General features: G+C 51.9%; 16 protein-coding genes and 1 pseudogene. 13 read left to right on the top strand and 4 right to left on the bottom strand.

Features of this window, described 5'->3' with window-relative positions; translation table 11 throughout:
• Window positions 1-142: 142 nt before the first annotated feature.
• Both CHM34_RS06565 and odhB read left to right on the top strand, forming a co-directional pair.
• Window positions 143-2,986: a 2-oxoglutarate dehydrogenase E1 component gene (locus CHM34_RS06565; protein WP_094263789.1), complete on the top strand. Its 2,844-nt coding sequence runs from the start codon at window positions 143-145 to the stop codon at window positions 2,984-2,986.
• 52 nt (window positions 2,987-3,038) lie between these two features.
• Complete coding sequence (gene odhB, locus CHM34_RS06560; protein ID WP_094263788.1) at window positions 3,039-4,316, top strand: 2-oxoglutarate dehydrogenase complex dihydrolipoyllysine-residue succinyltransferase; 1,278 nt, start codon at window positions 3,039-3,041, stop codon at window positions 4,314-4,316.
• A gap of 68 nt (window positions 4,317-4,384) precedes the next feature.
• On the opposite strand, the gene CHM34_RS06555 is transcribed toward odhB, so the two are convergent.
• The gene (locus tag CHM34_RS06555; RefSeq protein WP_094263787.1) at window positions 4,385-5,263 is read right to left on the bottom strand and encodes an acetamidase/formamidase family protein; all 879 of its coding nucleotides are present in this window, start codon (window positions 5,261-5,263) and stop codon (window positions 4,385-4,387) included.
• Window positions 5,264-5,585: 322 nt separating this feature from the next.
• On the opposite strand from CHM34_RS06555, the gene CHM34_RS06550 reads away from it, so the two are divergent.
• The 5 genes from CHM34_RS06550 to CHM34_RS06530 all read left to right on the top strand — a co-directional run bounded on the left by CHM34_RS06550 (window position 5,586) and on the right by CHM34_RS06530 (window position 9,873).
• Window positions 5,586-7,460, top strand: coding sequence for a 3'-5' exonuclease (locus tag CHM34_RS06550; RefSeq protein WP_094263786.1), 1,875 nt, complete (start codon window positions 5,586-5,588; stop codon window positions 7,458-7,460).
• Window positions 7,461-7,477: 17 nt separating this feature from the next.
• Window positions 7,478-8,419 carry a hypothetical protein gene (locus CHM34_RS06545; protein WP_094263785.1) on the top strand — a complete coding sequence of 314 codons (942 nt, stop codon included), beginning with the start codon at window positions 7,478-7,480 and terminating at the stop codon, window positions 8,417-8,419.
• A 178-nt stretch (window positions 8,420-8,597) separates the two neighbouring features.
• Complete coding sequence (locus CHM34_RS06540; protein ID WP_094263784.1) at window positions 8,598-8,915, top strand: Yip1 family protein; 318 nt, start codon at window positions 8,598-8,600, stop codon at window positions 8,913-8,915.
• 191 nt (window positions 8,916-9,106) lie between these two features.
• A complete protein-coding gene (locus tag CHM34_RS20065) occupies window positions 9,107-9,352 on the top strand; it encodes a hypothetical protein (protein ID WP_338048645.1) in 246 nt (81 codons plus the stop codon).
• Window positions 9,349-9,873, top strand: a complete 525-nt coding sequence (locus CHM34_RS06530; protein ID WP_094263783.1) for an ABC transporter permease — start codon at window positions 9,349-9,351, stop codon at window positions 9,871-9,873. The genes CHM34_RS20065 and CHM34_RS06530 overlap by 4 nt, the downstream gene beginning before the upstream one ends.
• A 288-nt stretch (window positions 9,874-10,161) precedes the next feature.
• Here the strand turns inward: CHM34_RS06530 and CHM34_RS06525 are convergent, their stop codons facing one another.
• Entirely contained in the window at window positions 10,162-11,589 is a 1,428-nt protein-coding gene (locus CHM34_RS06525; RefSeq protein ID WP_094263782.1) for an alanine/glycine:cation symporter family protein, read from the bottom strand.
• Between the two features lie 488 nt (window positions 11,590-12,077).
• On the opposite strand from CHM34_RS06525, the gene lepB reads away from it, so the two are divergent.
• Window positions 12,078-12,584: a signal peptidase I gene (gene lepB / locus CHM34_RS06520; protein WP_094263781.1), complete on the top strand. Its 507-nt coding sequence runs from the start codon at window positions 12,078-12,080 to the stop codon at window positions 12,582-12,584.
• A gap of 316 nt (window positions 12,585-12,900) precedes the next feature.
• Here lepB and CHM34_RS06515 read toward each other — a convergent pair whose 3' ends face one another.
• On the bottom strand, window positions 12,901-13,284 hold the full coding sequence (locus tag CHM34_RS06515) for a hypothetical protein (RefSeq protein WP_094263780.1): 384 nt from the start codon (window positions 13,282-13,284) through the stop codon (window positions 12,901-12,903).
• Window positions 13,285-13,582: 298 nt separating this feature from the next.
• Between CHM34_RS06515 and CHM34_RS06510 the strand changes: the two genes are divergently transcribed.
• From CHM34_RS06510 to CHM34_RS06485, 5 genes and pseudogenes are all read left to right on the top strand, one after another.
• The gene (locus CHM34_RS06510) at window positions 13,583-13,768 is read left to right on the top strand and encodes a hypothetical protein (protein ID WP_094263779.1); all 186 of its coding nucleotides are present in this window, start codon (window positions 13,583-13,585) and stop codon (window positions 13,766-13,768) included.
• Entirely contained in the window at window positions 13,741-14,517 is a 777-nt protein-coding gene (locus tag CHM34_RS06505; protein WP_141201645.1) for an ABC transporter permease family protein, read from the top strand. Before CHM34_RS06510 ends, CHM34_RS06505 begins: the two co-directional genes overlap by 28 nt.
• 195 nt (window positions 14,518-14,712) lie before the next feature.
• Window positions 14,713-15,396: pseudogene (locus CHM34_RS06500) on the top strand (ABC transporter ATP-binding protein); the annotation flags it as partial.
• Between the two features lie 259 nt (window positions 15,397-15,655).
• Entirely contained in the window at window positions 15,656-16,435 is a 780-nt protein-coding gene (locus CHM34_RS06490; protein WP_169713628.1) for a DUF2705 family protein, read from the top strand.
• Between the two features lie 39 nt (window positions 16,436-16,474).
• Complete coding sequence (locus CHM34_RS06485; RefSeq protein WP_094263774.1) at window positions 16,475-17,248, top strand: ABC transporter permease; 774 nt, start codon at window positions 16,475-16,477, stop codon at window positions 17,246-17,248.
• A 547-nt stretch (window positions 17,249-17,795) separates the two neighbouring features.
• On the opposite strand, the gene fni is transcribed toward CHM34_RS06485, so the two are convergent.
• Entirely contained in the window at window positions 17,796-18,848 is a 1,053-nt protein-coding gene (fni, locus tag CHM34_RS06480; RefSeq protein ID WP_094263773.1) for a type 2 isopentenyl-diphosphate Delta-isomerase, read from the bottom strand.
• Window positions 18,849-19,356: the final 508 nt, after the last annotated feature.

The following is a 19,356-nucleotide window of genomic DNA, read 5'->3' as shown; positions in this document are numbered from 1 at the left end:
TAATTTAGTCTGGCCAGCCTTGACGAAGGGTGTTACCCTAAAGAAGGACTGATCCGCTCTTGGGATCTCCCTCCATCCCGGGTTTACCATGGGTTTGGGGAAGGAAAACATATGATAAATACAGCAGTGGAGGTATCGCATCATGGCGACAGAGAACGGGGGCCCTACCAATCCGTGGCTTCGGTTTTACGGTCCCAATCTCGGCTATATCAATCAATGCTATGAACAGTACCGCAAGGACCCGGGTGCTGTCGATGAAACGCTAAGGGATCTTTTTGACCGATGGGGCCCTCCGCCTGTTTCAACGGATTCGGTGGTTCGACCTCCGGCGGAGGCTTCCGGCTTTTCGGGTGACAAAACGGCGATGCAAAAAGCCGTTGCAGCGGAGAAATTGGCGGAAAATATCCGGACGTACGGTCATTTGGTGGCAGACATCGACCCCTTGCGGGGACGATCCGATTCGGATACCCGCCTGATTCAACCGGAAGCTTACGATTTGACGGAAGAGGATCTGAAAAGGCTGCCGGCCGATATCGTTTGGCCGGAGGCGACTGGAGATCTTCAAACCGGTTGGGATGTCATCTGCCGATTGAAGAAAATATATACCCAATCGCTGGCTTACGAATTTAGTCATGTGCACGATGTGGAAGAGAGGAACTGGCTGAATCGGATGGTGGAATCCGATATGATCCATCGTCCCTTGTCCAAAGAAAAAAAGGTAGATCTGCTGAAACGGTTGACAGAGGTAGAAACTTTTGAGAAGTTTTTGCACCGCACATTTGTGGGGCAGAAACGGTTTTCGGTCGAGGGTCTTGATGTTCTGGTTCCGCTGATCGATGACATCATCTATCAATCGGTTCATGACGGCGTTCGCGATGTGAATATCGGAATGGCTCACCGCGGTCGGCTCAATGTTTTGGCTCATATTTTGGGGAAACCCTACGAGACGATCTTTTCAGAGTTTCATCACGCTCCTGATAAGGATCTGGTTCCTTCGGAGGGCTCGATGGGGATTAACTACGGCTGGACGGGGGATGTGAAATATCATTTGGGTGCGGACCGGTCCCTGGATGAAGGGAAGGCGGTTCAAGCCCGGATCCACCTGGCTAACAATCCGAGTCACCTGGAGTTTGTCAATCCCGTTGTGGAAGGATCCACCCGTGCCGCTCAGGAAAATCGCGACCGACCCGGTTTTGCGAGACAGGATGTTTCCAGGGCACTGGCCGTTCTTGTCCACGGGGATGCCGCTTTCCCCGGGGAGGGGATCGTTGCGGAAACGCTCAATTTCAACCGGTTGAATGCTTACCATACCGGAGGAACCATTCATATCATCGCCAACAACCTCCTTGGATTCACCACGGAAAGCGCGGATGCCCGTTCTACCCGGTACGCCAGCGATCTGGCCAAAGGTTACGAGATTCCGATCGTACACGTAAACGCCGACGATCCGGAAGCTTGCTTGGCCGCCGTCAATCTGGCTTATGCTTACCGTTCCCGTTTTCAAAAGGATTTTCTGATCGATTTAATCGGGTATCGCCGTTTCGGACACAATGAGATGGACGATCCGTCAGCGACCCAACCTCAACTATATGCCAGGATTAACAAGCGCCCGAGTGCACGCGGTTTGTACGCCGAAACCTTACAGAGAGAAGGGGCGGCAACCTCGGAGGAAGTTGAGGCGATGGAAAAAACCGTCCAGCAAAGGTTGCAGCAGGCGTATAAAAAAATCAAAGAGAACGGAAATGAGGCGGAAGAATCAGTACCTCCACTGGAACCGGCGCAAGAGTTGCCGCAGGTGGACACCGGTGTTTCCGTCGAAACCCTTCATGAGATTAATGACGATCTGTTGAAATGGCCGGAGAATTTCACGGTTTATCCCAAATTGGAGCGGGTATTGAATCGTCGGGCCGATCTGTTGAAGAAAGAGGGCAAGGTGGATTGGGCTTTGGCGGAGACGTTGTCTTTCGCCACCATCCTGAAGGACGGAACACCGATCCGTATGACCGGACAGGATTCGGAACGGGGAACCTTCGCCCATCGCCATCTCATGTTGCATGATCCTGAAACCGGAACAACACATTCTCCCTTACACACCCTTCCTCAGGCTCGGGCTTCTTTTTCGCTTCATAACAGTCCGCTCTCAGAAGCCTCCGTCCTGGGATTTGAATATGGGTACGATGTCTTTGCTCCCGAAACACTCGTGATTTGGGAAGCGCAGTATGGTGACTTCGCCAACGCGGGGCAGGTGATTATCGATCAATTCCTCGCCGCGGGCCGTGCCAAATGGGCGCAGAAATCCAGTCTGGTTCTCTTATTGCCTCACGGATATGAAGGGCAGGGCCCCGAGCATTCCAGTGCCCGCCTGGAACGATTTTTACAATCGGCGGCGGAGAATAACTGGACTGTAGCCAACTTGACCAATGCAGCCCAGTATTTCCATATCCTGCGTCGACAAGCGGCCTTGGGCGGGAAAAAAGAATCCCGGCCCCTGATCATCATGTCCCCGAAAAGCCTGATCCGTAACAGACGCACCCTGTCCCCCGGATCCGATTTTGAAAACGGCGGATTTCAGACCGTGTTGGAACAAACAGGACTGGGACAAACGGCGGATCGGGTGACGCGATTGATCCTCTGCAGCGGAAAAGTGGCGATCGATCTGGAAAGCGAGCTGGAATCCGCCAGCGATAGCAAGCGGGACCGGTTGCACCTTCTCCGAGTGGAACAGTTGTATCCGTTTCCGGAGGAGGAAATTAGGAAGATGATCCGGCGCTATAAAAACTTGAAGGAAATCGTGTGGGTTCAGGAGGAGCCGCAGAATATGGGTGCCTGGACGTACATGGAGCCGAAAATCAAAGCCCTGGCTCCCGAAGGAGTGGCCGTAGACTATATCGGACGTCCGGAACGGTCCAGTCCAGCAGAGGGTATGCCCGATGTGCACAATATCGAACAAAAGCGTATTTTAAGCGACGCCCTTGGACGCCCTTGATTGAGGATTTTCATCCGAATATGATCATTTCCAATGCGGGAGGGGAACAGACGTGATTGAAGTAAAAGTGCCGGAATTGGCGGAGTCCATTACGGAAGGAACGATTTCCAGTTGGTCGAAAGACGAAGGGGATTCCGTCACAGAAGGAGAGGTCCTGCTCGAACTGGAAACCGATAAGGTGAACCTGGAAATCCAAGCGGAGAATACCGGGGTTTTGGCGGAGGTATTAAAACAACCGGGGGATTCCGTGGAAGTAGGAGAAGTGATCGCCCTGCTGAAGGAGGGTGCCGAGGAAGGCACCAAAGACAGCGGAGCTCCGGAACCGGAAGGGAATGAGTCCCGGGAGCGGACGGAAAAAGCCGCCGGGGAAGCGGCGGAGCAACCGCAGACGGAGAAAGAAGCCCCTCACAAGGAGGTTCCGCCGGTTGCTTCTCCCGCCGCCAGAAAACTGGCCCGGGAACGCGGGCTGGATTTGAATCGCATACAGACACGGGATCCGATGGGGCGGGTCACGGTGGAGGATGTCAAAAACCATCCCGCCCAACCGTCCCGGCCTGCAACCGAGGAGTCTCCCGGGAAGCAACAAACCGGGCGGAAAGAGCCGGTTCAGCCGACCGGAGAGGCCGACCGACCGGTGGAACGCCAACGGATGTCGCGGCGTCGCCAAACCATCGCGAACCGGCTGGTTCAGGCTCAACAGAATGCGGCGATGCTGACGACGTTCAACGAAGTGGATATGTCGGCGGTCATGGATCTCCGCCGTCGCCGCAAAGAAGCCTTTAAAGAGAAACATGATATCGGACTGGGTTTCATGTCCTTCTTCACCAAAGCAGTGGTCGGGGCCCTGAAAGAATTTCCGCGGCTCAATGCCGAAATCCAGGGAGATGAAATGCTGCTGAAAAAGTACTATGATATCGGCATCGCCGTGGCCGCAGAGGAAGGTCTTGTCGTCCCCGTAGTGCGGAATGCGGACCGCTTGAGCTTTGCCGAGATTGAACAAGACATTGCTTCCCTGGCGGAAAAAGCCCGCACGAATGCCCTCACCCTGGATGATTTGCAAGGGGGAACCTTTTCCATTACCAACGGCGGCATTTTCGGCTCTCTGTTGTCCACACCGATCCTGAATACTCCCCAAGTCGGGATTCTGGGGATGCACAGCATCCAAAAACGCCCTGTCGCTGTCGATGGCGATCGGATGGAAAACCGTCCGATGATGTATATCGCTCTTTCCTATGACCACCGGATTGTCGACGGAAGTGAAGCCGTCCGATTCCTGGTCAAGATCAAAGAGCTGCTGGAGGACCCGGAGCTGTTGATGCTGGAGGGATAAGCGATCCATCCATTCGAATAACGGACTGTATAACCGCCTTCCCTGCGAATACCGGGGAGGCGGTTTTTTTATTCGATCAGAGATTTCGGAATGGCGACTCGGACGGTGAGCAGCGGGTTGACGATTTGACTGACGCGTAAATCGCAGGTGGCACTTAATAAACAGTAAGCGTCCGGAAAAGAGAGTCCCAGAAATTCCTTCAACAAGGAGACAGACTGTTCGATTCCTACCCGAATCGCTTTTTCGAAGGTTTCACCGCTGGCGATTACCATGTATTCTTCATCGGTTTCCACCAGAGGCATGGACAAGGGGAAGTTTTTTACCTTGGAAATGCTCAGACGGACGTTGCCGGCGATCTCAATCCCTGTCCCGCTCATTTCGCCGTCCCCCATAGCCGCATGCAGGTCTCCCAAGGCGAGGTTGGCTCCGTGGACGAAGACCGGGAAATAGACACTGCTGCCGGAGGTGATCGCCTTTGTATCCATATTGCCCCCGTGGGTACCGGGAGCTTCCGCGCTGATTTTCCGATCCGCCGGAGCAACTCCGATCACACCGATCATCGGGCGAACGGGAAACCGGATCGATTCGCTGAAATGGGCCATCCCGTCCCAGATCGGAATTACCTTGGTGTCGGCCTCACGAATGTTGTCTCCCAAGGGACCCAATCCCGGAGCCGTGACCATGATTCCCTGATGATCCAGGCGGATCTCTTCGATTCGAACCCGGATTACATCCCCCGTGGAGACTCCCTTGACGGCAATCGGGCCGGTGGAGGGGTTAATCACAGGGATTCGGATGTTGGGTCGGAGGTCTTTCTCGGTTCGGATACGTCCGCCGTAACAATCGTGGGTTTGTACCCATACGGACTCCCCCGGGTCAACCGTTTCCACGGGTGGATGGGAAGGTCCGAAATCCGTGATGGTTTGATTACGGGAGATGGTTTTCATCTTATCGCCTCCGATTTTGATGGTTCAGGGAAATCCCCATTTTCTGAGTATACCATGCCAATCCTTCGATAGGGAGACAGATGGGCCAGATGAAAAAACACCCCTTTCGGGAGGGTTGGGTTCCACGGAGTGTTTTCGGCTCATAGGAACAACGAAAACAGAGTATAAAACCCTACCCCGTCCCACCGAGAATGCACTCAGATACAACGCTTCTACCGTTTCATTCATGGTAGTAGAATATGTTAAAATAATAATATTTATAAAACAGTTGAACCGGTATAAACCCCTTGTCGAAGCGGACCAAAGGAGGAACACCGATTTCATGGCCCATGTCATTCCCGAAAGAATGAAAAAGGAGGCAACGGCGGGAGAGCAGTTGCTTTTCCGTACACTGAAATCGTATTTGCCGGAAGAGTATATCGTTTATTATGAACCGGATATCAGGGGGTGGCGTCCGGATTTTGTCGTCATCGGTCCGGATCTGGGAGTGGTTGTGCTGGAGGTGAAGGATTATACCCGAAAGACATTGGACCGGATCAACCCTGATCAATGGACCCTGAGAACTTCCTCGGGAAAGATGGAGACAGTGACCAGCCCGCTCAAACAAGCCCGGGATTACGCCTTTCGGATCGCGGATTTGCTTCGAAGGGATCTCGGCCTGGTTCAAACCGAGGGGAAGCATAAGATGCGTCTGAAATTCCCTTACGGGTATGGGACAGTATTGACCCGATTGACCAAGGCCCAGCTGGCGGAGGAAGGACTATACGCGGTCCTCGATCCGAAGCTGGTTTTAACCCGGGAAGAAATCGATCCCGAAAATGAACGATTCTCCGCTATTTTACTCCGAAAAAAGTTGAAGGAGATGTTTACGGTCTCTTTTCCGATGGAGAGGCACCTGAGTGCGCTGGATATTCAGCGCATCCGATTTCATCTCTTTCCGGAAGTGCGAATCGGAGCGACGGTAAAAAAGGTTCCTTTTCAGGAATATATTCTGTTGTCGTTGGACGATCTGGAAACGATGGATCTGCATCAGGAGAATTTGGCCAAGCAGATCGGGGACAAGCACCGTTTGATCCGGGGAGTGGCGGGCAGCGGTAAAACCTTGATCCTGGCGAGCCGGGCCCGTTTATTGGCCAAGGCTCATCCTGGGTGGAACATTCTCGTTCTCTGTTTCAATATTTCGCTTTCCCGCGGCATTCGCCGGATGATCGACAGCAAGTTTCAACAATCGGAGACTGCGATCAATGGTGTCGCCGCTGATTCCATTCGAGTCCGCTATTTTCACGAATGGTTACGCCGCGATTTACGGATGCGGGAAAGTCGCATTCCCGAAATGCTCGCTCATCCGGAGAAGCTGAAGACGTGTCCGACCTATGACGCGATCTTGATTGACGAGGGGCAGGATTTTAAGCCGGAATGGCTGGGGTTGGCCAGCAAGCTGTTGAATCCCGATACCCAATCCTTCCTGATCGTAGAGGATCGCGCACAAAACATCTATGCCCGAAAAAGAAGTTACCGCCAAGACACCGGGCTTGACTTCCGGGGCCGGTCCAGGATCCTGACTGTCAATTACCGGAATACCGCCCCGATTGTCGACTTCTCCTGGAATTTTTATCAGGCCCATACTGATGTAGGGGAGAAGACGACAGCGAAGGATCAAGGGGAGATCGAGATTATTTCCCCTCAGAGTTCGCCGCGCAAGGGGCCTGTGCCCGAGGTTCGCCGTTTTACCACATTGCAAGGAGAAATGGATTATGTGGCGGGAAAAATACATACTCTGCGCCGGGAACAACGCATTCCGCTGTCGGAAATATTAATTCTCTACCGGGTGAAACAGTTCGGCAACATCCGGACAATCGATGCCATCCGAAAGGCGTTGGCCGGGCGGGGGATTCCCTATTCCTGGATCGCGGAAAACGAACAGACCAAACGAAATTTCCGCCCGGAGGAGAGCACTGTCAAGATCAGTACTATCGACTCCAGTAAGGGTTTGGATTATCAAGCGGTGTTTGTGGTCAACGTCGACCGCCTTCCGCTGCCGGTGGAGGAGAATCAAGAGCGGGAGGTGTCTTTGCTTTACATCGCCATGACCCGGGCCAAGGAATACCTGGTGCTCACCTATTCCGGCGATTCCGAGTTTACCCGGTATTTCGACCGGTATCGCGGTAAACAGGAGAAGCTCTTGATGGACAAATAGAGAAAGGAGTTGTTCGATTGAATTGGACGTGGCTGGGACGACAGGTATTACCGGAAGAGGTGGAACGGACCGTCCGACGGGAATACCCGGACGAAGAATGGAGAGAAGGTTGGCCTTATCGCCGGAAGAATCGGGGGTTGTACTATTATTTCCTGGGAAGGTCTTCGAAGGCGCCGGTGATCATCCGGGAAGACGGTCGTGTTGTCTCTGAAGAGGAGCAAGCTCGTTACCGAATACTGTCCAGAGGCGGGGAGTCCTGGTCCTTTTTATCCATTGTGCGTTTTATCGTGGCCGGTGTACTCGGTTTCTTCCTATCTATGGTTTGGCTCGGGTTGTTGGCCGGGATCATGGGAAATGCTTTTGAGAATGAAATCGAATCGGAGATGAGTGATGGGGTGGCCGTGGTTGGCCTGATTCATACCCTTTTTCTCATTCCCATCATCCAGCACTTTCTCCGACCCAGGCATTGGAATTGGCTGGAGATCGCTCGTAAGCGATGGTTGTTCGGTGTCTGTCTGATCGTTTTGTTCGCCTTGACCCCGCTCATGGTCTTGGCTGCCGATTCCTATACGACCTATACGAAAGAGGAAGTGATTCACTCCCGCTTTTGGGGTTTGGGCGACCGGGAAAGAGTCCCTTGGAACGATGTGGAACGGGTTTTTCTGTCGACGAAATGGAGCGCCGATGAGCTGTACCTCGTCTTTGAAACAGAATTGGCGGATGGAGAAAAACTGTTGTGGGAAACATCTTTCGCCGAAGACGGGGAAACATTTTTACAGCTCCATGATGCCGCCGCCGAAAAAGGGGTCCCGATGACCGTTGACTGGCTTCAGGATGAGGACCTTTATTACGTGAACCAGTCCTTTGGGGACGAGGTACGCCAGTTTTTTTATGAGACCGCCCAATATTTCGAGAAGGAATATCCGGAGGAAGCTGAGAAAAGAAAGGAAAACGGATAGACAGAACCTTTCCAGACACCAGCAAGCTGTCCCGATGAAGGGACGGCTTTTTTCATTCCCAATTGTTCATGATTGTGAAGTAATTGGGATGCAACACAGGTAGTAAAATGATGTAGGTTATCCATATTTCATGATCATTACCAGGCGTTGATTAGCCCGATTTTAGGAGGTAATTGGTTTGCAAACGGATCCTCATGTGACGAACCCCAAACGCAGGGAGGGGAAAAAACCGCCGTCCCTGTCCGGCATGATTGTGGAACCGGGCAGACAGTTTGAACGAATCGTGGAAAGCGCTCCGGTGTGGAAGCCGCTTTTGGCGGTTGTTTTTTTGTCTATGGTTTTGTCAGGCCTCAGCGGATATGCCGGTATCCAGGATGTTTCATTACAGATGGATACACCTGAGGGAGTGGATTCGGGAGAAGCAGAGTCATGGATGATGGCGATGGGTATGGTCGGCTCCGTAGTAGCCGTCCTATTAGTTGGCCAGAATCCGTAACCGATGCATCGGGTTCGTGTTTCAACCCCGCGGATGAATGCGCTGAAAAATGTAAAACTGCCTTTGATCTGCTCGGGAACCCCGGCGGCAAAGCGGAGAAAGGAAGCTGTACGTACACTGGAAAGAGTGGGTCTTCACGATATCGTCTACACCATCTGCCATCCGAGCTCTCCGGCGGTCAACAACAACGGGTGGCTATCGCCCGATCTCTGGTCAATCATCTCGATCTGCTGTTGGCGGATGAGCCGACGGGAGCATTGGATACCGCCTCAGGATGGAAAATCTTAAACCTGTTTGGGGAGTTGAACGAAGAAGGGCGTACGATTGTGATGATTACTCATGATCCGAAAGTCGCTGCTCGGGCCAAGCGTCGGATCTTTTTGCGGGATGGGGAGATCCAAGAGATTGAGGGTGACCGGGGGAGGGTTGGCCGGTGAGTGTGTGGGAAAATATCAAGATGGCCTTCGACGCCATCCTGGCGCACAAGATGCGTTCGATCCTGACCATGTTGGGGATTATCATCGGTGTCTCCTCGGTGATCGTAATCGTGGCGATCGGCCAGGGTGGGGAAGTGAAGCTGACGGAGTCCTTTACAGGATCGGGTCCTGTCGTCTCCATCTCTCCCAGCTCTCAGGTATTCACTGAAAATAACGGGGAAATCCCTCCCGACTTTTTTACCCCCAAGGATATTCGTGCCTTGGAGGATATGCCGGATGTGGAGGCAGTCATGACTGCAAGTCATGAAACCGCCGATCTTTTCTACCGTGATCGGAGTGTCGAAGGAGCCAGCATTACCGGAATCAACAACAATGAGACTCTGAAGAGTGAAGGCCGTCGGGTGAAGGAAGGACATTCATTACAATCCTCGGATTTTCATGGCGGAAGTGCCGGCGCCTTGATCAACGAAAAAGCGGCGAAGAAACTTTTCGAGAAGAATGGGGTGTTCAAACCCGCGTAGAGATAGGGATTTGGGTCTACCATTACGGTTGGGTCGATTTTCAAGAAGTTGTTCAAGAAGATAGAGAACATAAGGATTAGAAGAAAGAACGAAGCCATACGAGTGGACGGAGTTATCCAGTTTAAACGTTGGTCCTTCTCTTCAGTAGTGACTTCCGTTTCAGTCACAAGCTGAAGGGTTTTTTTATTATAAAAACGAGATGTGAATGGAACCCTGTTGTACACCGAACAGAGATTCCAGTTCACATCTCGATAATGACTTCTTTAAAGATAGCCTTGTAAATGAAAATTATTTGGCGGCAGTGGAAGATTCCTGAGAGCTTTCACCATCCCAGCACTCCGTGTTTTTTAGCCCGGGAATGCTGTCTCGGGTAAAGACCGGGTTGTTTTTCCCTTCTTTTCGCTGGCGAATATAATCTTGGAGGGCCGCAAAGGCGATCTTACCCAGCAGGGCGATTGCAATCAGGTTGACAAGGGCCATACTGCCCATGAAGAGATCAGCCATATCCCATACTACCTGAATCTTGGCGACGGCGCCGAACAGGATCATGCCGATGACCGCCAGGCGATAGATCATGATCCAGGATCGGCTGTTCTTAATGAACTCGATGTTCGTCTCCCCATAGTAGTAGTTTCCGATCAGGGAGCTGAAAGCAAAGAGCAGAATCGCTATAGCGACGAAGCTGGTCGCCCAGGGACCGATTTGTGTACTGAGGGCTTCCTGTGTCAGCTGGATGCCTTCCAGGCTCTGATCGGTGTAACTGCCCGAAAAGATGATGATAAAGGCTGTGGAACTACAGATGATCAGCGTGTCGGTGAAAACCCCCAGGGCCTGAATCAAACCCTGTTTGGCCGGGTGGCTGACATCCGCTGTAGCGGCTGCGTTCGGAGCACTTCCCATCCCTGCTTCATTGGAGAAGAGCCCCCGTTTGATTCCTTCCATCACAGCGGCGCCGAGGGCACCACCCCCGAAGGCGGCGGGTCCGAAGGCTTCGCTGAAAATCAGGGAGAAGACGGAGGGAATCATCGTCACGTTTTTGATCATGACAAACAGGGCGATCAAGACATAGCCCACCGCCATCACCGGGACGATCCATTGAACCACGCGGGCGATCCGCGTGACTCCGCCGAAGATGATGATGGAGAAGAGAACCGCCAGGATGATTCCCAGCATCAGTCGATTGACACCGTAGGCTGATTCAAAGGCAAGAGTGATTGTGTTGGCCTGCACGGAATTAAACACAAGGCCGAAGCACAAAGTGATCAGGATGGAAAAAAGAATCCCCATCCAGCGTTGACCGAGGGCCTTTTCCATGTAATAGGCGGGGCCCCCGCGGAAAGTGATCCCATCGCGGATTTTATAGATCTGAGCCAGAGTGCTTTCTACAAAGGCGGAGGCGGAACCGATCAATGCGATCAGCCACATCCAGAGAACGGCTCCCGGACCGCCAACCGCGATGGCGAGAGCAACCCCGGCCAGATTTCCGGTACCGACCCGGGAGGCCGTACTGATGCAAAACGCCTGGAAAGAGGAGACGCCTTTCTTTTTGGCTCCGGCTCCCTCTCCCAGAAGACGAATCATTTCTCCGATAAGTCTGAATTGAACGAATCCCGTCCGAAAGGAAAAATAGAGCCCCAGACCAATAAGGGCGATGATCAGTACATAGGACCATAGAATATCATTTCCCCAGGAAATGATTTGCTCCAAAAAGTCCATTTCCTATAACACCTCGTTTCACCCTATTATTATATTAAAAAAGGGTGGATGCATCAAATTTATCCAGAATGAATGCCTTTCCTCTTCGTTCTGATCAGGATCGGGGGACCTGCTATAAGGATTGGTAAATTTTCAACGATTAACATGTTTCCTATATTGACATTATATGGATTGAAGAGTATAATCAAAGGATAAAAGGGTTAGGGTCACTCAAAAAGAAGAGGTAAGGATTAAAAGCTATAATCTCCGTGTGATTGTCGTTAAACAAGGAACCGCTTCCAGATAGAAAGTGACACTCCGGATAGCGACTCGCGGAATGGCTCCCTTGTGTGCTGAATCCAGGTGCTTACTCGGGAGTCGACATACGGTCACCTTCGGAAGAAAACAAGTTATAAAAAAGATTGCTGGGATGCCTGGGAGATCCCTTTTTTCCTTTCCCATTTCTTGAGAGGCGATGGCGAGTTTATATCGACGAAGGGAGCAAAATCATGCGGACGTTTCTTCCTTCGAAAGGTTTTTCAATCTTAGCCGGGTTGGCGTTGCTGGTCATCTTGATCAAGATGTTTCTTTTTTCCCCGTATATGGTACACGGTCAATCGATGTCTCCATCACTGAAAGGGGAAGAACGGATTATCGTCAATAAGTGGACCTATTATTTTGCTACGCCCTCCTACGGTGATATTATCGTGTTTCGTACGGATGAAAACCGAAACATGATCAAGCGGGTGATCGGTCTCCCCGGGGATGTCGTTTCCATTGAAAGCGGGTACGTGTTTCGCAATGGAGAACGGTTGGACGAGCCTTATCTGGACAAGCGGGTCCGCGGATTTTTGGAGAGGACGGAGGTAACGGAAGGTCACCTGTTCGTTCTGGGGGACAACCGTAACAACAGCCTGGACAGCCGGCAACTCGGCTTGATTCCGATGGACCGGGTAGTGGGTCGGGCGGATTTGATCCTAACGCCTCTCGACGAAATGGGTGTGTTGGTTCCCTGACATTCTCAAAAAACCGGCTGACCCCTCGATAGAGGACAGCCGGTTTTTTTGTGGTCTATCATCGGTCGATGTGTGGATGTTTGTGAAAGAGAACGGCAAATTTTCTATTTGGATTGAATATAAAGCTGTCCTTTAACGGAATCACTGATCGTATCTCTAACATCACATTGTAAGTACCTGCATACATATTCGTAAAGTTGACGTGAAGAGCTTCGCCGGATCGATACGGATTCTTATAGGAAGTACAGTGTCGATTGGTTGCATACGCGTTCTTGTAGATGTTAAAAATTTCTTCTTAGTCAGAGCGATTTTCCCTTTAATAGGTATAAATATGAATCCCTCCTTTTACAGAGCCGGATACGGTGTCGATAATATCCACATTAAAACTAGCTGGATAGACCATATTCGTAAAATGGGCGAGATAACCATTGCCGAATGTTTTATAGGAAGTACAGTTGCCGCTGGACCGGTTACATAGGCGTACCATTAAGTTCGATGGACTAACCTCGGGACTCACGGAGAAAAGCTGTATCTGCACATTGTTGTAGCCGGAGGCAGTCTCGAAATATCCATCCCATTTCCCATCCTCCGTTTGAAAATCATATTGCCAACCTTCTGCAAAAATTTCCGACTGTGGAGTGATTACCACAGCAAAGAATGCAACAACAGCGATCATGGTTAATCCCAATCGTTTAAGCAATTCAGTTATCCTTTCTTTTCACTATTTTCCGGGTAGTTGAACGTTTTTATAGGAAGTACAGTTTGATATGAAATGACAAGGGAAAGCATCCTCTCTTGTTGTTTCTTCTCGTGGGATAAATTACCTCTATCATAGTATTTTACAGCAGGGCTTGTCAATGACAATTCCCAATTGATCGACTTTTAACTCCCTTGACGCTATGGTTGATAGGATTTTTGCTAGTACCCCATCAGGCAATTTCGGAGCGGTTTTGACCTCGATTGGGGTTTTCCTCAGCTATGGCCAGGAAGTGGAGCGCTTGGCTCTCCATCAAAACCCGTTCAGTGTCAGCCTGGTGGGGAATCCGGACCGCCTGTCTCCTGCTCGAGTGGAGGAAATCCTGCGGGAAAAAGGGCTGAGTCCGACTTTTCAAGCGCGGATTCCAGTTCTGCCCGATCCGACAAAACATTCGCGGTGGTGGCGGTTACCGATTTCAACCGGCTGATTCGACAGTTTCACGATCGTCCACCTCTGACGGTCCGTCGAGGGGCCGGTTTGTTCGTCTTCCCTTATGAAGGATATAACGGTATTCTCCCGGAAAATCCCTTCCGCTTGCGGGTCGGGGGAGAATCCGTCACGGTTCCGATTGAGGAGCGGAAGAATATTCGTGTGTTTAATGAGCATTCACTGACGGCACAAGTCGTGGTCGTCCACGATGAAAGGTTCCGCGAGTGGTATGACACCTACGGCGAGCGTGCGGGAACCGTGATTCGCGGCTGGGTTTTACCGGACTGGAGGGAAAGCGGTCCCGCCGTGAAGCAGATGAGAAGGGAGCTAAAGGGCGGTGACGAGCAGGCGATGCCGGATACCCCAGTGGAAGGGATGACAACGTTACACAGGATTTTTACACCGATTCTGTTTATCAGCTTGTTGATCGGTGCCCTGTTGTTTCTGGCTGCGGGGAGCATGCTTTATTTTCAGGTGTTTGCGGAGCTTTCTCGGGATCGGAAACAGTTTTTTGTACTGAAGAATCTGGGGATCACCTCCCGGGAGTGGGAGCGTTTGGTTACCTGGCGGATTCGCATCCTGTTTTTTATCCCGTTGCTGATCGCTTTCTTTTTGGCCCTGGCCCTTTTAAGTATGGTGGAAGGCATATCGGGTGTTTCCATGAAAGGACATCTGCCTGTTGTTTTTACCGGTTATACCCTTTTATACGCCGCCTATTACCGGATGACAAAACAGGCGTATATCTGAGTGTTGAATCATGAGGGAGGATGAAGGATTGTTGAAGTGCCCCGGCTATTCCGGGGCTTTTTTGATGCCGGGGAGGGTAGGGACTTCTTGCAAAAATGTAAGCTTCCGTCTTCGTTTTGAAAGGTGAATCGATGGGTTCCAAACCGGTTCGGACTTAAACTGGAAGTATCCAAGTCAACAAGGGAGGCCGTTCGGATGACAACGGAACCGATTTTAGAAATCAGAGGTATTACCAAGCAAGTGCGGGGCAGAAAACTGTTGGATCAGGTCTCCTTCGAAGTGGGAAAAGGGGAGATCTGCGGTTTTCTCGGTCCCAACGGGGCGGGAAAGACGACGATGATCCGGGTGATGACCGGGCTGGTCGCTCCGAGCCGGGGGGAAGTATTCGTGAAGGGAATTTCGGTGCAAAAGGAACGACGGCGGGCGCTGTCGACGATGGGGGCGATTGTGGAATCCCCGATTTTCTTCCCTTATTTGAGCGGTCGAAAGGCGTTGTCCAATCTGGCTCGGCTCCACCCGAATCTGCCCAAAGAGCGGCGTCGATTCCAGGTCGAGGAGATGCTGCACCTGGTTGGACTCCGAGAGCGGGCTGATGACCGGGTGGGAACCTATTCGCTGGGAATGAAACAGCGTTTGGGGATTGCTCAAGCACTACTGGGGAATCCGGATATCGTTATTCTGGACGAACCGGCCAATGGGCTGGATCCGATGGGGATGCGGTTTTTGCGGGAACTGATCTTGAAGCTGAGGGATGAACGGGGTTTAACCCTATTGATCTCCAGTCACTTACTGGATGAATTACAGTAAATCTGCGACAAATTGGTCATGATCAAGGAAGGCCGACAGGTCTGGCAGGGGGCTCTGGAACAGCTGGCCGGTCGGCCCACGTGGATCTACACGGTGAGAAATGCCGATTCGGCTCTTCGCGCCGTCGGCGGGGCGTTTCCGGTTACTCGTCTCGATGAGAAGCGGATCGAGGCCGCGATTTGCGAAGAAGAGGTTGAATCCCTCAACGGTTGGCTCCTGTCCCGAGGGATCGGGGTGTTGGGGATTGAAAAACGGACAAGGCGTTTGGAAGACGCCTTTGTGGAGATGATGTCCCGGTGACGGCACTGTTTCGAAGTGAATGGGAACGGCTGTGGGCCCGGAAGCTCACCTGGGTCCTGTTCGGTGCATTCCGCTTTTGTTATACGGATCCGTCCGCTATTTGGCCAAGAACAATGTGACCGTTCCCAAAGAGAATCCGGAGTATGCCGTAGTGGACAATTTTCCGGTACTGGGTCTGGCGGAGATGCTGGTGACAGCTTTTAATGGTTTGTTGGTTCTGTGGTTGGTTTTGTCGGTGACCCAAGAGTACCGAACGGGTCAGTTGCGGATGGTCATGCTCCGTTCCTATTCGGCGGTCTCCATTTTCGCGGCTAAGTGGGTGGCGGCGGTGGCGACCCTCCTCCTTTATCTCGGCTGTTATCTGGGTGTCAGCTACCTGGTGGGGACCTGGATGCTTCCAAATACGGATACGGTTCCTCTCTTTTTTCACGGTGAGAGGGTGTCCGGCTGGGAAGCTTTTCTGTACAATCTGCAGTTTTACGGGCTGGCTGCTCTCACATTGGTGGTGACGAGTGCGGTCATCATGGGAATTGCTGTCGCCAGTCCGACCACGACCACCGCCGTCGGAGTCAGCCTCGTTTTTTTGCTGACCTCCATCGCTTACTCCTATGTTCTGCATCGGTGGCAGCCGTCTTTGGATCCCCGCTGGTCTTTTCTCTCCTTGACGGAAATCCAGTACCAGGGGATTACACGGATGCTGGCGGAGCAGCCGATGTGGATCGGCTGGAATCTGACGGTGATGGCGGGGTACACCCTTTGTTCCCTGGGTCTCGTCCTGATGTTGACTTACCGGCACGACCATTGGACATAACGAAGGATTGATGTAAATAAAAAAAAGGAGGAAATGGCTTTGAGGGAATGGATGATCAGTGAATGGGAGCGAGTGTGGGCCCGGCGAAAAACCCGAGTGTTACTCGTAGTTTTTCCAGTCGTGGTTTTCTTGCTGGAACAGCTGAATCTCCGTTTCGGTGTCGGTTTTTATGATGCCGATCACACAGCGCCTTTGAATGTGCTCAACTTCCCTGTCTTTTCCCTGCGGGATCTGTCCTTTTTGATCACCTTCATTATCGCTCCCCTGTTTTGGGTGGACAGTTTCAGCGGGGAAGCCGCTTCCGGGGCTTACCGGATGGTTCTGTTGCGTCCGTATTCCCGCGGAAAGATGTTGATGGCCAAATGGCTGGTCCAGGCAGGGCTCTCCCTGGGGATTCTACTGATCCCCTTTGTGATGAGCCAGATGGTGGGCTGGGTCAGCCTGCCGCATCCGGAATCCGTTTCTTTCTTTTATGAGGGCATAGAAACCTACGGAACCAGTGGAGCCCTGCTGTATCATCTTGGGTTTTACGGGTGGATCTATCTGATCCTGTTGGCCTGTCTCGGAGTGTGCGGTACGGTCGGGGTTGTCATGCCCAATGGGGTTCTTGCTTTTATTGGATATGTGGGAGTGTTGATCGGTATGATTTATGTTTCCGACTCCCTACTCATCCTGGTGATCAGTGTGGAGGAGGTGTTCAAATTAATGGCTTCCGCCTCCGATCCGGCTGTTTTTTACGCCCTTTTCGGTACGTTGGCGATCAGTGCCGCGGCCCTTTGGGGGATTTGGACAAGGAAAGACTGGGTACATTGAGAAGCTGGAGGGGTTTGGGAGTTGTCTAGGGCCTGTCTGGTAAATCGTCGAACACAGCTGGATCCGATTTCCAGCGTAGCGGCCTTTGCACTCAGTGGAGCACAAGTCTCCCCTCGTTCGCTCTGCTCTCGGGTCTCGCTATGCCCGACAATCGAGCGGAGTTTTCGGAGGACCGAACCGTTTAGCGGCCACGATGCTTTTCCGCATGAATGCTGGTTCGGTCCGTAGAAAAGGTCGCGGACCGTTTTGCATCTGCGGGAGGACCCGGCGCGGAGTCGGAAATCGGCTCCTGCACCCAGTATCGTTAATTATCAGACAGACCCTAGAAGCTTTGTGAAAAAAGTCCCCTGTTCGGGAGGATGGGGTTCCACACGGTGCCTTTGGCTCGTCAGAACAACGAAACGGAGTGTGAAACCCCACCCCGACCCACCAAGGATGTGCTAAAATCACAACGCCTCTAGCGGGCTTCGGGATCATATTCCTTTACTTTTTACATCACTTCAGTGAATTTGAATCGATATTTGGGAGCGGTTATCTTCAGACGGATTCAATTTACTCGTTGAATCGAATTCGTTCCCTGTAAGTGGGTAAGGTTTTGTGCTCCGATACCGAACATGGCGATACGGCACTCCAATTCGATGCGTTCCAGGATCGAGCGCAATGGTTCGGGGGTGGGATGGGCGGCGGCTGGCAAGAGGGAACGGGCGTAGCCGACGAGGTCCGCCCCCAAAGCGATCGCTTTGGCTCCTTGGACACCGTCATGCATACCGCCGCTGGCGATCAGGGTATGTTCGCCGTCGATTTTTTCCCTCGCTTCCACGATGCATTCGGAAGTAGGAATTCCCCATTCTGTAAAAGCTTCAGCGGCTTGAAAGCGGATGGGATCCTTCGCTTTGGAGCGATGTTTTTCCACTTGGCTCCAGGAGGTTCCGCCAGCTCCCGCTACGTCGACAAAAGAGACACCCGATTCAAAGAGCCGGCGGGCCAGTTCACCATGAATCCCCCATCCCACTTCCTTGACACCTACCGGTACTTCGATGGTGGAGCACAAGTCTTCAATCCGTGAAAACAGGTTTTTGAATCGGGTGTCACCTTCGGGTTGAAAGACTTCTTGCAGACTGTTCAGATGAAGGATCAGGCCGTCCGCTTCTGTCAGATCGATGGCTTGACGGCATTCGCTTACCCCATAGCCGTAGTTGAGCTGGACGGCACCCAGATTGGCCAGGATGGGGATCGTGGGGGCATATTTGCGCAGTTGAAAGGTATAGGCGGCAGAAGGTTGTTCGATGGCGGCCCGGACCGAACCGAGGCCCATGGCCCAACCCCGTTCTTCGGCGACGGTGGCCAAATTTTTGTTGATTTCCCGGGCCCGGTCCGTCCCCCCGGTCATGGAACTAATCAGGAAGGGGGCTTGCAGAGGTTTGCCGAGAAAGGAGGTGCGCAGGTTGATCTCGGAAAAATCGATTTCCGGTAGTGCGCAATGTCGAAAACGGTATTTTTCAAATCCCGTTGTTACTCCTTTCCCCGTCACCTTTTGATTGAGAACGATATCGATGTGTTCCGATTTTCTCTTTTCAGTACGGTGATTCTTGGAAGTCATGAATGATTTCCTTTCTAAATCAAATGATTCGTTTTTCACCGGTAAATATGTAACCGGTCGGACGGGTGAAGAGACGACATTTAGTTTGCAGGGAAAAAGAGGTTGTCATACCTCTTAGCTTCAAGGGAGAGAAACCGGATTCATTCGCCTTATCTTTTGTAGCGGCGACTTTCATCGTGTCCGATGTTGTTACTGGATGCCGTTACCCGCGGGCCATGACCCAAAATTGTTCACCAGCTGGGTGGCGGGGGAGACCGGTTTACTCCGTCCCCGATAACAACCATTATCTTGTCTATCGATTGTACACTTTCTGGATGGGTTAAACGAGTATCCGCTACAAAAAAAGGGCAGGTTAAAACCGACTTCTTTTTCAATTTGAATCGGCCAGCGGACCTGCCTCTCGGCCAGTGAAAAAAATCATTTCGATGCTCTTGCTCTTATATCGAACGTTTGTTATAATAAAACCATGCCAAAACTCATTGATCATGACCAAGTACGTGAAGAGTTG

Source organism: Paludifilum halophilum, assembly GCF_002245355.1.
GTDB classification, from domain to species: Bacteria; Bacillota; Bacilli; order Thermoactinomycetales; family DSM-45169; genus Paludifilum; species Paludifilum halophilum.
The sequence above is the reverse complement of the archived record's forward strand: the minus strand, read 5'-3'. Positions and strand labels throughout refer to the sequence as shown.

Bases quoted from the DNA above. Each gene is read 5' to 3' on its own strand.
- CHM34_RS06565 (WP_094263789.1), top strand. From the start codon at position 143: ATGGCGACAGAGAACGGGGGCCCTACCAATCCGTGGCTTCGGTTTTAC.
- CHM34_RS06555 (WP_094263787.1), bottom strand. From the start codon at position 5,263: ATGAAAACCATCTCCCGTAATCAAACCATCACGGATTTCGGACCTTCC.
- CHM34_RS06550 (WP_094263786.1), top strand. From the start codon at position 5,586: ATGGCCCATGTCATTCCCGAAAGAATGAAAAAGGAGGCAACGGCGGGA.
- CHM34_RS06525 (WP_094263782.1), bottom strand. From the start codon at position 11,589: ATGGACTTTTTGGAGCAAATCATTTCCTGGGGAAATGATATTCTATGG.
- lepB (WP_094263781.1), top strand. From the start codon at position 12,078: ATGCGGACGTTTCTTCCTTCGAAAGGTTTTTCAATCTTAGCCGGGTTG.
- fni (WP_094263773.1), bottom strand. From the start codon at position 18,848: ATGACTTCCAAGAATCACCGTACTGAAAAGAGAAAATCGGAACACATC.